The sequence below is a fragment of the Micromonospora chalcea genome (assembly GCF_002926165.1).
Lineage (GTDB): Bacteria > Actinomycetota > Actinomycetes > Mycobacteriales > Micromonosporaceae > Micromonospora > Micromonospora chalcea.
In genome coordinates this window covers 42,382-56,776 of sequence record NZ_MAGP01000113.1, presented here as the reverse complement: position 1 = coordinate 56,776, position 14,395 = coordinate 42,382, and the positions used below count along the sequence as shown (strand labels likewise).

Annotated in this window: 10 protein-coding genes; 4 read left to right on the top strand and 6 right to left on the bottom strand. The window is 75.6% G+C overall.

The genetic code is table 11. The features are described from left to right. Positions 1–11 precede the first annotated feature (11 nt). Positions 12–1,364, bottom strand: coding sequence for an MFS transporter (locus BAW75_RS15985; RefSeq protein WP_104114064.1), 1,353 nt, complete (start codon positions 1,362–1,364; stop codon positions 12–14). Positions 1,365–1,437: 73 nt separating this feature from the next. On the opposite strand from BAW75_RS15985, the gene BAW75_RS15980 reads away from it, so the two are divergent. From BAW75_RS15980 to BAW75_RS15965, 4 genes are read left to right on the top strand one after another with little or no spacing between them, the layout of a single operon-like run. Then, positions 1,438–2,088 carry a TetR/AcrR family transcriptional regulator gene (locus BAW75_RS15980; RefSeq protein WP_244206132.1) on the top strand — a complete coding sequence of 217 codons (651 nt, stop codon included), beginning with the start codon at positions 1,438–1,440 and terminating at the stop codon, positions 2,086–2,088. Between the two features lie 54 nt (positions 2,089–2,142). Then, positions 2,143–3,450, top strand: coding sequence for a flavin-containing monooxygenase (locus BAW75_RS15975; protein WP_104114063.1), 1,308 nt, complete (start codon positions 2,143–2,145; stop codon positions 3,448–3,450). After that, complete coding sequence (locus BAW75_RS15970) at positions 3,447–4,367, top strand: SDR family NAD(P)-dependent oxidoreductase (protein WP_244206131.1); 921 nt, start codon at positions 3,447–3,449, stop codon at positions 4,365–4,367. The genes BAW75_RS15975 and BAW75_RS15970 overlap by 4 nt, the downstream gene beginning before the upstream one ends. Before the next feature lie 10 nt (positions 4,368–4,377). After that, positions 4,378–4,887 (top strand): NUDIX hydrolase, encoded by a 510-nt coding sequence (locus BAW75_RS15965; protein ID WP_104114075.1) that lies wholly within the window; start codon positions 4,378–4,380, stop codon positions 4,885–4,887. On the opposite strand, the gene BAW75_RS15960 is transcribed toward BAW75_RS15965, so the two are convergent. The 5 genes from BAW75_RS15960 to BAW75_RS15940 all read right to left on the bottom strand — a co-directional run bounded on the left by BAW75_RS15960 (position 4,884) and on the right by BAW75_RS15940 (position 14,334). Then, a complete protein-coding gene (locus BAW75_RS15960; RefSeq protein ID WP_104114062.1) occupies positions 4,884–7,061 on the bottom strand; it encodes a glycoside hydrolase family 95 protein in 2,178 nt (725 codons plus the stop codon). The two genes, BAW75_RS15965 and BAW75_RS15960, sit on opposite strands and share 4 nt — an antisense overlap. Continuing rightward, the gene (locus tag BAW75_RS15955; RefSeq protein ID WP_104114061.1) at positions 7,058–8,077 is read right to left on the bottom strand and encodes a LacI family DNA-binding transcriptional regulator; all 1,020 of its coding nucleotides are present in this window, start codon (positions 8,075–8,077) and stop codon (positions 7,058–7,060) included. The genes BAW75_RS15960 and BAW75_RS15955 overlap by 4 nt, the downstream gene beginning before the upstream one ends. Then, positions 8,074–10,482, bottom strand: a complete 2,409-nt coding sequence (locus BAW75_RS15950) for a beta-glucosidase family protein (RefSeq protein ID WP_104114060.1) — start codon at positions 10,480–10,482, stop codon at positions 8,074–8,076. The genes BAW75_RS15955 and BAW75_RS15950 overlap by 4 nt, the downstream gene beginning before the upstream one ends. A 240-nt stretch (positions 10,483–10,722) precedes the next feature. Continuing rightward, the gene (locus BAW75_RS15945; protein ID WP_104114059.1) at positions 10,723–11,922 is read right to left on the bottom strand and encodes an ROK family transcriptional regulator; all 1,200 of its coding nucleotides are present in this window, start codon (positions 11,920–11,922) and stop codon (positions 10,723–10,725) included. A 48-nt stretch (positions 11,923–11,970) separates the two neighbouring features. Next, positions 11,971–14,334: a TIM-barrel domain-containing protein gene (locus BAW75_RS15940; protein WP_104114058.1), complete on the bottom strand. Its 2,364-nt coding sequence runs from the start codon at positions 14,332–14,334 to the stop codon at positions 11,971–11,973. Between the last annotated feature and the right edge of the window lie 61 nt (positions 14,335–14,395).

The window sequence follows — 14,395 nt, the reverse complement described above, 5'->3', positions numbered from 1 at the left end:
GGGGGCGAAGTCTATCCGGCGGCGTCGGCGCGGGCCGCGCCGTCGAGGGTGTAGCGGCGCTGCAGCAGCACCGCTACCACCATCACGGCGGCGGGCAGCGGCCCGAAGCCGTAGCGCAGCGCGTCCAGCGCGGCCGGGGACTGGGTCACGCTCTGCCCGGCGGTCGAGGCCACGAACCCGCCGGCGGCCAGACACAGCGCGTACGCGTACGGGCCGAGCGCCGCGCCGGTGGCCTCGGTGGCGGTCCACACCCCGGTGTACGTGCCGGCCCGCTCGGCGCCGCCGCCCGCGCGGATCACGTCGGGCAGCATCGAGAACGGCAGCAACTGCATGCCGGCGAACGCCACCCCGAGCACCGCCACGGCGGCCACCAGCACCGGCAGTCCGGCGGGACGGCCGATCGCCAGCACCAGCGACCCGGCGGCGAACGCGGCCTGCGCGGCGAGCAGGGCGCGTTGCTTGCCGATCCGCCGCGCCACCGTCAGCCAGACCGGGGTCACCAGCAGCGCGGGCGCGACGAACGCGGCCACGAGCACTGTGGTGAGTCCGGGGCGGCCCAGCTCGTACTCGGCGTAGTAGGGCACGCCGGCCAGCACGAGGTGGGTGGTGGTGGACATGGCCAGGTATGCGCCGACCAGCCAGCGGAACTGCCGGTCCCGCAGGCCCGCGGCCAGCGCCCGCCACCCGCCCGGACCGTGCGGCGGGGCCGTGTCGGCGGCGGTACGGCGCAGCCGGCCGATCCCGGCGACGCCGACCAGCATCGCGGCGAGCATCCCGGCCGCCAGCACCACGCCCATCAGCAGGTAACCGTCGCGGGTGGCGTCGTCGCCGCCGGCCAGCAGCGGCGCGAGCAGCCCGGAGACCAGGATGCCGAGCGTCAGCACCACCATCCGGAACGCCATCAGCCGGGTCCGCTCGTGGTAGCCGATCCGCAGGTCCGCCGGGGTCGCCAGGTAGGGCACCTGGTACGCGGCGAACAGCAGGTTGCCGGCGACGAAGAACACCGCCACCCAGCCGGCCGCGGCGGCGCCGGTGAGGCCGCCGGGCACCGCGAACAGCGCGGCGAACGCCAGCGGCAGCGCGCACCCGGCCAGCAGCAGCCGTCGGCGGTGACCCCGGCGGGCCTGCTCGACGTCGCAGAGGTGCCCGATCCACGGGTGCAGCAGCACGTCGGCGATCTTCGGCAGCAGCAGGGTGAGCCCGGCCAGCCACGGGGCGACCGCCAGCACGTCGGTCAGGAAGTAGAGCAGCAGCAGCCCGGGCACCGTCACCCAGACGCCCATGCCGAGCGAGCCGGTGGCGAACCCGGCGAGCGGGCCGCGTGGCAGGGTGAGCGCGTCGGAGCGCTGATCCAGCCCGGTCATCGCGGCCTCCTGTCCTCGGGGCACGCCGCCCCCAATCCAACGGTTGCTGGATTGTAGGGGGAACAATGGCCGGATGACCATGCCTCGCCGCCGGCCCGGTCGGCCCCGCCGCGACGACCAGCGCCCGACCCGTGCCCTGGTGCTCGCCGCCGCCACCGCGTTGTTCGCCGAGCGGGGCTTCGACGCGGTCAGCGTCCGCGACGTCGCCGCCGCGGCCGGGGTGGACGCGGCCACCGTCGTGCACCACACGGGCACCAAGGCGCAGCTCTACGACGCCTGCTTCGCCCGGGTGTTCAGCGCCGAGCGGGAGGTCATCGAGGCAGCCGGGGAACGCGCCCGGGAGGCCCTGTCCGCCGGGCCGCACGACGCGCTGCGCGCGCTGCACGACCTGCTGGACGTGTTCGTGGACTTCCTGGAGGACCGGCCGGAGACCACCGCGTTGTGGCTGCGCCGCTGGCTGGAGCCGCAGCGGCACGGCGAGCTGGACCGCCGCTATGCCGCGCCGCTGTACGGGCTGGTCGAGGAGTTGCTCGTCGCGGCGGCCGAGGCGGGCGCGCTGACCGAGCCGACGCCGCACGTGACGGTGCGCTCGCTGGTCTGGACGGTGCACGGGCACGTGGTGGCCCTGGCGGCGGGCACGGGCTCGGGAGCGCGCGAGCGGCGGGAGTTCCGGGCGTTCGTGCACCGGTTCCTCGACGCGCTGTACGGCGGCGCCCGGCCTTGACGCCGGCCCACGCTCCGGGGATTATCCATCAGTCGTTGGATTAAGGAGGCGGGTATGGCCACACCGAGGGTCGCTGTCGTCGGCGCCGGAGCCGCCGGGCTGGCCACGCTCAAGGCGCTCGCCGACGCCGGTGTCCCGGCCGTCGCGTTCGAGGCGGCGGACACGCTCGGCGGCCTCTGGGTGTACGGCGCACCCGGCTCGCCCGCGTACCGCACGCTGCACCTGAACACCAGCAAGGGGCGCACCGAGTTCGCCGACCACCCGATGCCCGCCGACTGGCCCGACTACCCCGACCACACCCGCGTCGCCGGCTACCTCGCCGACTACGCCGACCGGTTCGGGCTGCGCGAGGCGGTACGGCTGCGCCACACCGTCGAGCGGGTCACCCGCAGCGGCGACGGCTGGCGGGTACGCGCCACCGGCCCGGACGGCCCGGTCGCTGTCGATGTCGAGGCGGTGGTGGTCGCCAACGGGCACAACCGGGTGCCGAAGCGGCCCGAGCCGTACCCCGGCGAGTGCGCCGCCGAGCAGATGCACAGCCACGACTACCGAGGGCCGGAACAGCTCGCCGGCCGACGGGTCCTGGTGGTCGGCGGCGGCAACTCCGCCATGGACATCGCCGTCGACGCCTCGTACGCCGCCGCGCGCACGCTGCTGTCGCTGCGCCGCGGCGTCTGGGTGGTGCCGAAGTACCTGCTCGGCCGCCCGTCGGACACGCTCAACGGCGCGCTGGCCCGCCGGCTGCCCTGGCGGCTGCGGCAGCGGATCAGCCAGACCATGATCACCACAGCGGTGGGGCCACCCACCCGGTACGGGCTGCCCGCACCGGCGCACGGCTTCCTCCAGGACCACCCGACGCTGTCCGACGCGCTGCTGTCCCGCCTCACCCACGGCGACATCCAGGCCCGGCCCGGCATCGCCCGCTTCGACGGCGACCGGGTCGAGTTCACCGACGGCCGCCACGACGAGGTCGACCTGGTCGTCTGGTGCACCGGCTACCGCGTCGAGATGCCGTTCCTCGACCCGGCGCTGCTCGGCGACGGCCCCGACCGGCTTCCGCTGTACCGGCACGTGTTCCACCTGGACGTCCCCGGGCTGGCGTTCGTCGGGCTGATGCAGTCCACCGGCGCCGCGTTCCCCCTGGTCGAGGCGCAGGCCCGGCTGGTAGCCGCACGCCTGGCCGGCACCTGGGCGCCACCGGACGCGGCCCGGCAGGCCGCCGCCTGCCGCGACGAGCTGCGCGCCGCCACCGCCCGGTGGGGGCAACGCCGACCGCACATGCGCGTCGACTTCGACGTCTACCTGGCCGAACTGGGCCGCGAACTGGCCGCCGGCCGGCGCCGGGCCGGAGCGGGACGATGAACGCCCCGGGACGGCCCCCGGCCGAGGACGCGCAGCGGACCGGATCCGGCGCGGCAGGCCGAGGCTCGGCCGCCGGATCCGGCACGCCGGGCCGCAGCGCCCTGGCCGGGCGGCGGGTGCTGGTCACCGGCGCGCGTGGCACGTTCGGGCAGCACCTGGGTGCCGCGCTCACCGCCGCCGGCGCGCACGTGGTCGGGCTGGACCTGCACGCCGACCCCGACGCCACCCTGCCGGTGCTCGGCGTCGACCTGACCGACCCGGCCGCGACGCCACCGGCCGTGGCCGCCGCGATCGACCGACTCGGCGGACTCGACCTGCTCATCAACAACGCCGGTGTGGGCGGCGCCGCCCTCGCCGAGCTGCCGCCGGACGAGGTGGTACGCCGCCAGATCGAGGTGAACCTGCTCGCCGCCTGGCGGACCACCGCCGCCGCGATGCCCGCCCTGGAGGCCGCCCGCGGCCGGGTGATCTTCGTGGCCAGCCGGATGGCCGTGCTGCCGCTGCCCCTCGCAGCCGCGTACGGGGTCAGCAAGCGGGCGCTCGTCGCGTACGCCGACGCGCTGCGCCACGAGGTCGGCTCCCACGTCGGCGTCAGCGTGGTCTACCCGAGCATGGTCGCCTCCCCGATCCACGACAGCACTGTGGCGGCCGGGCTGTCGCTGAGCGGAGTGTCCCGCCCGGAACCCGTGGAGGGAGTGGTGGCGGCGATCCTGCGCGCCGCGACCGCCCGGCGCGCGCCACGGGACGTGGCCACCACCCGGCGCGGCCGGATCGAACTGGCGCTGGCCCGGCACGCCCCGGCCCTCGCGGACCGGATCGTGCGCCGTACCGTCGCCGGCAGGCTGGCCGCCGGTGACCTGGACGGTGCGGCGCTGGCCGAGGGGATGGTCCGGCGGCACCGGCAGGACCGCCGGTAGCCTGCTCGCCATGGCCGTCTCGCCCTACATCGCCCGGCTGCGCCGCCACATCGGCCACGACCTGCTCATGCTGTACGGCGTCAGCGGCGTGGTCACCGACGACGCGGGACGGGTGCTGCTGGCCCGCCGGGGCGACAACGGCCGCTGGTCGGTCCCGGCCGGCACCGTCGACCCGGGCGAGCAACCCGCCGACGCGCTGGTGCGCGAGGTCCACGAGGAAACCGGCGTCAAGGTGGCTATCGACCGGCTCGCCGGTGTCGCCACCCACCCGGTGGTCTACCCCAACGGGGACGCCTGCGAATACCTGAACGTCTGGTTCCGCTGCCGGGCGATCGGCGGCGCGCCGACGGCCGACGGTGACGAGTCGCTGGCGGTGGCCTGGTTCGCCCCGGACGCGCTGCCCGAACTGGACGACTGGGCGCGGCTGCGGATCGGCACCGCGCTCACCGACGACGCCCCGCCCTGGTACGCCGCGCCGGGCGAGAGCCACCCGGCGCTGCACCAGCCCGACAACCTCTAGCCGAACACCACCTCGCACGGCCGGCCCGGAACCAGATCCACCGCACGGCGGTCCCCGGGTGCGTGCACCACCACGCGCTGCGCCACCGGCGACACCAGCCGGGCCCGGACTCGGCCCGGCGCCCAGCTCAGCTCCTCGACGGTGACCCGGCCCCGGCAGGTGACGCCGCGCAGCGTCCCGGCGGGCAGATCGGGTAGCGGCGCGGGCAGCAGCCGCAGCACCCCGGGGCGGGACTGCACCAGCGACTCGATCAGCACCGCCGGCAGCGTGTGCGCGGCGTCGACGTTGTACGTGGTCCGGCCCGGGTTGTGCGCGCTCATCAGCGACCGGAAGAACATGTCCGCGCCGAGGATCTTGCCCAGGTTCGCCGCGACCAGGTCGCCGTCGCGCAGCCGCGCCGCCGCCAGCGCCCGGTGCAGGCTGCCGTGCGCGGAACCGTCCTCGTCGCCGCGCAGCGTCAGCGCCCGGTGCGCGGCGGCGGCCAGTTCCGGGGTGTCGTCCGGGTTGATCTCGTCGAGCGGCCACACCGGATACAGGTGGCTGACGTGCCGATGGTTCTCGTCGCCGGTGCTGCCGGGCCACGCCCACTCGGCGAGCGCGCCGCGCCCGTCCACCAGGTAGCCGGGCGGCCGTACCCCGGCCCACCGGTCCTCGCCGGTCACTTCGACGGCCAGCCGCAGCGCGTGCCGGGCCGCCGCCACGTCCATCGTGGCGTTCACCGCCACCGGCGCGGTCCGGCCGGTGTCGTCGTACGGGCCGGTCTCCGGCGAGTACGACGGCACGAGCGCCGGCTGCCCGTCCACATCGGTCAGCACGTCGGCGAAGAAGTCCGCCACCTCGGCCAGCCAGCCGGCCACCGGACCCAGCGGCTCACCGGTGACCAGGTGGTGTTCGTGCAGCGGGTGCAGCAGCCAGTCCGCGCCGGCGAGCCACGCGGTGAACGGCCAGTCGGGGTGGACGTGGAACAGGTGCCCGTGCTCGCCGTCGGTGCGGCTGGGCGCGAGCAGCCCGCGCGCGCCGTACACGGCCCGGGCGTTGGCGCGCCAGTCGGCCACCTGCGCGGCGACCAGCCGGGCGTGCGCCGCTGTCACCTCCGGCAGCGCGCCCACGTTCGCCCCGGCGAGTTGCAGGTTCAGGTTCGCGTCGGTGGTGAAGTCACCGGCCCACGCCGCGTCCCAGGAGCCCAGCCACAGCCCGGTCAGCCGGGGCGGCAGCACCCCGCTGGCGCTGAACAGCAGGTACCGGCCGGAGTGGAACAGCCGCTCCAGCAGCGCCGGGTCCAGCCGGTGCGGCGCGGCGGCCTGCCGGGCCAGCAGCTCACCCACCGGCAGCGCCCGGTCGGCGGCGGGCACGCCGAGGTCCAGGTCGACCCGGGTGTACGGCCCGCGATGGCGCGGCACGTGCCGGGCCAGCAGCGCGTCGTAGTCCCCGGCCAGCGCGGCGAGCCGCCGCTCCGAGACCCGGGTACGCCACGGCGGCGCGTCGGGCCGGTCCACGAGCGTGATGAGCAGCGCCGGTCCGCGTACCCGCACCCGGTCGCCGTCGACGCTCACGTCGCCGCGCAGCAGCGTCAGCCCTTCGAACCCGTACGCCCCGCCGGCGTCCGGGTAGCGGGCGCGGACCCGCAGGTACACCAGCCCGTCGCGGCGGTACGCGGTGTCCTCGTACACCACGTCGGCGGGCCGGCCGGGCAGCTCACCGGTCACACCGACCACGCAGTCGCCCTGGTCGAGGTGGAGCACCGCCACGCCGTCGGCGCGGGAGGCGAAGCAGCGCCGCCGCCCGCCCGACCACTCGACTGTCACCTCCCCGGTGGTGAAGTCGGTGTCGCGCCGGTAGCCGCGTACCGGCCCGGGCGGTGCGTCGACGGTGAGCGCGTACCCGGGGTGGAACGACTGGGTCCACTCCAGCTCCCGGCCGCCGGTGAGCAGCCGGGCGGCCTCGGCGCGGCGCCCGGCGAGCACCAGCGCGCGGATGTGCGGCATCCGGCCGGCCAGCTCGGGCGCGCGGGCGTCCCGGGCGCCGTTCGGCAGGACGAGCCGGTGGTGGTTCACCACGATCCGTTCCGCGTACGGCTGCCCGTGGACCATGAGTCCCAGCTCGCCGTTGCCGGTGAGGAACGCGTCGGTCCAGTCGGCGGCCGGCGCGGTGTCGTGGACGCGGTGCACGGTCACCGGCGGGCGCTGGTGTCCCGCAAGGTGAGGTGCGGTTCCAGCAACGTCACCTCCGGCACTCCCTCGCCGCTCAGCCGCCGCATCAGCAACGCCACCGCCTGCCGGCCGACCTCCTCGGCGGGCACCGGTACGCAGGTGAGCCCGGACTGCTCGGCCAGCTCGTCCGGGCAGATCGCCACCACCGACACGTCGCGCGGCACCCGGCGGCCGAGCAGCAGCCACTTGGCCAGCACCGGCCCGACCGCCGACTCGTTCTGCACCACCAGGCCGGTGACGTCCGGGTGGTCGGCGAGCAGCGCCTCCAGGTCGCGGCGTACCGCAGCCGGTCCCTCCTCGCAGGGCCGGGTCACCGCGTCGACGCCGAGCCGCCCGGCGGCGGCGCGTACCCCGGCGCGGGTGCGGTGGGCGAACCCGGTGCCCCGGTCGTAGACCGCGGCGGGCGCGCCGAGCAGCGCGATCCGCCGGTGCCCGGCGGCGGCCAGGTGTTCCACGCACAGCTCACCGGCGCGCCGGAAGTCCAGGTCCACGCAGGCCAGCCCGGTGCTGTCGGCGGGGTGCCCGATCAGGACACCCGGCAGCGCCAGCTCCCGCAGCAGCGGCACCCGGGAGTCCTCCAGCTCGACGTCCATCAGCAGCACGCCGTCGACGAGCGCGCTGCCGGCGATGCGGTGCAGCCCGGCCGGGCCCTCGTCGGCGGTGACCAGCAGCACGTCGTGGTCGTAGCGGCGGGCGGTGGTGACCACTGCGGTGGCGAACCGCATCACCACCGGCACCTGCATGCCGGTACGCAGCGGCAGCACCAGCGCGATCACGTTGGCGCGGCGACTGGCCAGGGCGCGCGCCCCGGCGTGCGGGTGGTAGCCCAGCGCGCGGACGCTGTCGAGGACCCGTCCCCGGGTGGTGGCCGAGATGGTGCGTTTGCCGCTGAGCACGTACGAGACGGTGCTGGCGGCCACTCCGGCGTGCCGGGCCACGTCGGCGATGGTGACCTGCTCGCCGGGGACGCGCCCGCTCACCGGGCGGCTCCACAGCTGCGGTCGGCCGGGGCGACCGTCGTGGCGTCTCCGGTCACGGCGAGCGCGCCGACGAGCCGGATGTCGCGAGCGGACCGGCCCACCAGCACCGAGTGGACGGCGTCCTCCACCACCATCGCCGCGCGGGTCTCGTCCCACCAGGCCAGATCGGCGGTACGCAGGCGCATCGTCACCCGGGCCGCGCAGCCCGGATCGAGCGTGACGCGGACGAAGTCGCGCAGCTGCCGCAGCGGCTGCTTGACCCGGGAACGCCGCTGCCGGCTGTAGAGCTGCACCACCTCGGTGCCCGGGCGGCGGCCCGTGTTGGTGACCTCGACGCTCACCTCCACCTCCTCGCCGGCACGTGCCGTGGCGGTGCTCAACCGTAGGTCAGCGTAGTCGAACTCGGCGTAGCTGAGCCCGTGCCCGAACGGGTACAGCGGCTCACCCCGGTGGTAGAGGTAGGTGCTGTCCGCGCCGATGACGTCGTAGTCGAGCAGGTCGGGCAGTTCGGCCGTGTCGGCGTACCAGGTCTGGGTGAGCCGCCCGCCCGGGTCGGCGTGGCCGAGCAGGACGTCGGCGAGCCCGTTGCCGTGCTCCTGTCCACCGTGGGCGCTCCACAGCACCGCCGGCACGTGCTCCTGCGCCCAGCCGACCGCGTACGGGTAGCTGCTGGTCAGCGCCAGCACGGTACGCGGGTTCGCGGCGTGCACCGCGCGCAGCAGCTCCTCCTGGCCGGTGGGCAGCGTCAGGTCGGCCCGGTCCTCGGTCTCCCGGCCGTTGACCATCGGGTGGTTGCCGAGCACCACCACCGCCACGTCGGCGGCGGCGGCGAGCGCGGCGGCGTCGGCGGCCCCGTCGGCGCGCAGCGTCACGGTGAACACGGCCGGGTCGCCGGTGGCCACACTCAGGGTTCCATCCGGGGCGATGCCGACGTGCCGTCCGGTGGCGAGGTGGTCCAGCAGCGCCGTGCCGTCGGGCCGGTGGTCCAGGCGGAACGTCTCGCGTACCACCCAGCCGCCCGGTCCCTCGCGGTCGGCCACCAGGGCCCCGGCGTCGTCGGCGCCGACGTACCGGCCGGTGTCCACGGCGCGTAGCGCCACCACGTCCTGTCCCCAGTCGACCACCTCGAACTCGGCCGCGGTGTCGCCGAGCGCCAGCGGGCCGTCGCCGTCGAGGCGTACCGCCCGGTCGCCGACGTGCAGCGTGACCCGGTCCGTGCCGGGGTGGGTGGTCACCTCCGGCAGCCGTCCGAGCAGCCCCGCGTACGCGCTGATCGTGTACGGCGGGGTGCCGCTGTACCAGTCGGTGAGCACGGTGTCGGCGAGCGGTCCGAGCACCGCGACGCGGGTGCCGGGGCGCAGCGGCAGCAGGCCGTCGTTGCGCAGCAGCACGACCGACTGGCGGGCGGCCTCGCGGGCGAGTTCCCGGTGGGCGAGGCTGTCGAGCGTGTGTGGCGGCACGTCGTCGTGGGGATCCGGGTCCAGGTCGCCCAGGCGCGACCGGACGGACAGGATCCGCCGTACCGCCCGGTCCACGTGGGAGGGCTCGATGAGGCCGCGGGCCAGCGCCTCGGTGAGGCGTTCCACTGTGGGGGCGCTGTCCTCGTCGTCCTCGGTGAAGCTGTCGATCCCGGCGCGCAGCGCGGCGGCGAACCCGGCGACGTGGTCGGGCAGGTACTCCTGCACGCCGGCGATGTTGCCGACCGCGCCGGCGTCGCCGACCACCATGATGTCGTCGTCGGCGTAGCCGCGCAGCTCGCTGTCGATGAGCGGGCTCAGGTGCGCCGGTACGCCGTCGACCAGGTTGTACGACGCCATCACCGCGACCGCCGCGCCGGCGGCGAGCGGGGCGCGGAACGCCGGCAGCTCGTACTCGTGCAGCACCCGGGGCGGCAGGTCGCTGGAGGTGGTGGCCCGGTCGGTCTCGTTGTTGTAGCCGAGGAAGTGCTTGAGCGTCGGCGCGGTGCGCAGCCGGATCGGGTGGTCGCCGCGCAGCCCCAGCGCGTACGCGGTGGCCAGCTTGCCGGTCAGCCACGGGTCCTCGGACCAGCCCTCCTCGTTGCGTCCCCAGCGGGGGTCGCGCAGCGGGTTGACCACCGGCGCCCACACGTTGAGGCCGACCCGGACCGGGTCGGCGCGGTGCTTGACCCGTACCTCGTCGCCGACGGCGGCCCCGACCGCCCGGATCAGGTCCGGGTTCCAGCTCGCGGCCAGGCCGATCGCCTGCGGGAAGACGGTGGCGGTGCCGAGCCACGCGACGCCGTGCAGCGCCTCGGTGCCGGTGCGGAACGCGCGCAGGCCGAGCCGGGGCACCGGCGCCTGCCACTGGTGCAGCAGGCCGAGCTTCTCCGGCAGCGTGAGCCGGGCCAGCAGGTCGTCGAGACGGTGGGGGACGGGGTCGGTCATGGTGGGCGCCTCCGGTCGGCGTACGGGCCGTCGCACAGCCGTCGAAGCGCTTCGACGACCGTGGCGGTGACGGGGCGGCGCGTACGCGAAAAGGGTGGTGGTCGGTGTCGGCAGGGTCGGCCCGGAGCGGTGGTGAAGCGCTTCGACAACCGCCGAAAAACACGCCGCTTTCGCAGGTTGCCCGGTCCCGGAACGCGGCGCTACCGAGGTTGACACCTTCCGCCCGGTGCGGTCAAGGGGTCACCCGGCGGGCAGACGTCCCGCCTCCACTGTGGCCAGCGCCGCGGTGGCCCCGCCCAGCGCGCCGGCCGCGGACCCGAGCGTGCTGGCCTCCAGCCGCACGCCGGGCGGGACCGGTGTACGGGCGGCGAGTTCGGCGTGGGCGGCCGGCAGCAGCCACGGCGCGAGCGCCGCCAGGTGCCCGCCGACCACCACCACGTCCGGGTCGAGCAGCCCGGCCAGCACCGACGCCGCCTGGCCGAGCAGCCGGCCGATCTCGGTGAGGCCGGTGCGTGCCGGCTCGTCCCCGGCGCGGGCGAGCGCCTGGATCCGTTCGATCTCCGGCAGGTGATCGGTGACCGGGCCGGCGTCCGGCAGCAGCCGGCCGATCACCGCGTCCACGCCGAGCAGCGCGGTCAGGCAGCCGCGCCGCCCGCATGCGCAGGGCGGGCCGTCGGCGGCCAGTGGCAGGTGCCCGATGTCGCCGGCGAAGCCCCTGCTGCCGCGCAGCAGCCGCCCGCCGCTGATCAGGCCCGCGCCGATCACCGGGCCGCCGGTGAGGTGCACCAGGTCGGCCGTGCCGGCGTACGGGCCGTGCCGCTGCTCGGCCAGGACGGCGAGGTTGGCCTCGCTGTCGACGGTGAGGGGGAAACCCGGATCACGCAGCGCGCGGCGCAACGCGGCGGCGAGCGGTACGCCGCGCCAGCCGAGCGCCGGTGCGGCCGGCACGTCGCCGTCGGCGTCGACCAGCCCGGGCACGGCCACGGTGAGGCCGAGCACGGTGCGCTCGGCGCCGGTGACGCGGGTGACGGCGCGGCGGGTCAGCGCCGCGAGCGCCTTCACCGTCTCCTCGGGGCCGGCGGTGGCGGCGGGGAACGCGCGCCGCCACGTGAGCACCGGGTCGCCGCCCAGTCCGGCGGCCACCGCGACCAGCTCGTCCGCGCCGACGCGCAGCCCGAGCCCGACGTAGCGGGCACCGTCGAGGACGAGCATCGTGGCGGGGCGGCCCACCCGGTTCTCGGTCAGCCCGGTCTCGCGCAGCAGCCCGTGTTCGATCAGCTCGCCGACCAGGCTGGAGACGGTGGCCTTGTTCAGCCCGGTGTGCGCGGCGACGTCGGCCCGGGAGCAGGGGGCGTGCCGGCGGACGTGCCGGAGCACCACGGCCCGGTTCGTCACCCGCACGTCGCCGAGGTCGGCCGTCGGCCGGTCGATGCTGATCACGTACTGCCCGCCTCCTGCGCCCGGCCCTGGGTTCGGCTAAAGCTTAAACTAAATAGGCGCGATCCCGGCCGGGTGGGCCCGGCCGGGGAACCACGGCACGAACGGCGTCACCGGGACCGGCTCGCCGTCGAGCACCACCCGGCGCGGCGGGTCCGTGCCGACCACGCTGACCTGCCGCACGTCCAGCGGCCCGTCGACGCGTACGCGCAGCGTGTCGCCGTCGCGCACGGCGGTGAGCGTGGTGTCGCCGTCGGGGTCGCGTACCACGCTCACGCCGTCGACGCCGCCCCAGGCCACCACCGTGACGTCCCGGAACGGGCCGGTTCCGACCGTCGTCGCGGGCGGCACCGTGGGGATCAGCGCGCCGTGCCGCACGTACAGCGGCAGCCGGTCCAGCGGCACGCCGACCCGCAGGTGCCGTCCGCCGGTGTGCCGCTGCCCGGTGTACGCGTCCAGCCAGTCGTCGCCGGTCGGCAGGTAGACGGTGCGCTCGCCGGACCTGTCGAGCACCGGCGCCACCAGCAGGTCCGGGCCGAGGCGGTACTGGAGGTCGGCGGTCCAGGCGGCCGGGTCCTCCGGGGTGTCGACGAGCAGCGCGCGCATCATCGGGCTGCCGGTGCGGGCGCTGTCCACTGCCGCCGACCAGAGGTACGGCAGCAGCCGGTAGCGCAGGCGCAGCGCGTCCACCGCGTGCCGTTGCGCCTCGGGCGGGAACTCCCACGGCAGCCGGCTGGTGGTGCCGTGCAGCCGTACCAGTGGTGAGAGCGCGCCGAACTGGGTCCAGCGCACGTACAGGTCCGGTTCGGGGGTGCCGTGGAAGCCGCCGGTGTCGTGGCTCCAGAACGGCACCCCGGACAGCCCGTGGGACAGGCCGCCGCGCAGCGTGCTGGCCATGCCGGGCCAGGTGGCGTTGACGTCGCCGCTCCACTGGGCGCTGTGCCGCTGCCCGCCCAGGTACGACGAGCGCGCCCACACCGTGCGGTGCCCGGCCACCTCCTCGGTGACGTCGGCGACCGCGTCGTTGAACAACAGCGCGTACACGTTGTGCAGCTCGACGCCGGTCATGCCGTTGTGGGCGACGGCGTCGGCGGGCACGCCCTCGGCGAAGTCGGTCTTGAACACCGCGACGCCCTGGGCGAGCAGCGGGCGCAGCAGGTCCTGGAACCAGCTCACCGCGGCCGGGTTGGTGAGGTCCACGATCGCGCAGACCGGGTAGCTGCCGTGCCAGGTGTCGGCGACGTACGTGCTTCCGTCCGGGCGGCGCAGGAAGTAGCCGGCGGCCTCGGCCTCGGCGTAGAGCGGGCTGCCGGTCATCAGGTACGGGTTCATCCACAGGCACACCCGGAAGCCCTGCTCGGTGAGGTCCTTGAGCATGCCGTCGGGGTCGGGGAAGGCGTCGGTGTCCCAGCGCAGGTCCGACCAGTGTCCGGCGACCTGCCAGTAGCAGTCCAGGTGCAGCACGTCGCAGGGGATGTCGTCCGCGCGGATGCGCCGGGCCCGTTCCAGCACGCGCTGCTGGCTGTCCGGGAAGAAGCCGGAGGAGATCCACGCGCCGAACGCCCACCTCGGCGGCAGGTACGGCCGGCCGGTCAGCGCGTCGAGCCGGTCGAGCACCTGCGCCGGGGTGGGTCCGGCGAGCACGTAGTAGTCGAGCAGGTCGTCCGGGACGAGGATCTGCACGCTGCTGTGCGTGCTGGCGCACATGTCGAACTGCACCGGCAGCCCGCTGTCGACGAGTACGCCGTAGCCGCGGTCGGACAGGTAGAACGGCACGTTCTTGTGCGACCGGTCGGACTCGCCGCCGAAGGCGTCGAAGTTCCACATCAGCGGCCGCTGGCCGCGCTTGTCCAGTGGGGTGAACTTCTCGCCGAAGCCGACGAACCGCTCGTCGCCGGGCGCGACGAAGCTCTCGTGCCAGGCCACCGGCTCCCCGTCGACTGTGGAACGGCCCAGCGGCAGCGTGCGGCGGCGGCCGCTGATGTCGCGGGTGCCGGCGTCGGAGGCCAGCAGCAGCCGTCCGTCCGAAGTGTGGAACCGCAGCCCCCACGGGTCCAGGCTCAGCTCGGCGACCATGCCACCGGCCGCCACCCGGACCTGCCCGTCGGCGACGGTCACGGTGGCCGGGTGGGGTTGCGGGTGGACCAGTGTCAGCGCCGGTGCGGACCGGCTGCGTACCGAGGGGTCGTCGGCGAGGCGTACCCGGATGATCCCGTCCCCGGCGGCCTCGACGCGCGTGACCAGCGTGCGGCCGGACGCGCAGGTCGCGGTGAGCGTGACCCCGTGCGCGTCGGTCGCGGCGACCTCGGCCCGCAGCACGTCGTCGGCGCCCTCCTCGCCGGGGGCGCGGACCGGCAGGTCGGGCGGGTCGGCCACGAACGTCTCGTACGGGACCAGCGGCGGGCGGTACGGCATGGGCGTCTCCTCGCGGCGTCCACGGGCGGTCCCGCCAGTTTCTTTGGAAGCCCAACTAACT

Excerpts from the sequence above, each read along its gene's own strand:
- BAW75_RS15985 (WP_104114064.1), bottom strand. The coding sequence starts at position 1,364 with ATGACCGGGCTGGATCAGCGCTCCGACGCGCTCACCCTGCCACGCGGC.
- BAW75_RS15980 (WP_244206132.1), top strand. The coding sequence starts at position 1,438 with ATGACCATGCCTCGCCGCCGGCCCGGTCGGCCCCGCCGCGACGACCAG.
- BAW75_RS15975 (WP_104114063.1), top strand. The coding sequence starts at position 2,143 with ATGGCCACACCGAGGGTCGCTGTCGTCGGCGCCGGAGCCGCCGGGCTG.
- BAW75_RS15970 (WP_244206131.1), top strand. The coding sequence starts at position 3,447 with ATGAACGCCCCGGGACGGCCCCCGGCCGAGGACGCGCAGCGGACCGGA.
- BAW75_RS15965 (WP_104114075.1), top strand. The coding sequence starts at position 4,378 with ATGGCCGTCTCGCCCTACATCGCCCGGCTGCGCCGCCACATCGGCCAC.
- BAW75_RS15950 (WP_104114060.1), bottom strand. The coding sequence starts at position 10,482 with ATGACCGACCCCGTCCCCCACCGTCTCGACGACCTGCTGGCCCGGCTC.
- BAW75_RS15940 (WP_104114058.1), bottom strand. The coding sequence starts at position 14,334 with ATGCCGTACCGCCCGCCGCTGGTCCCGTACGAGACGTTCGTGGCCGAC.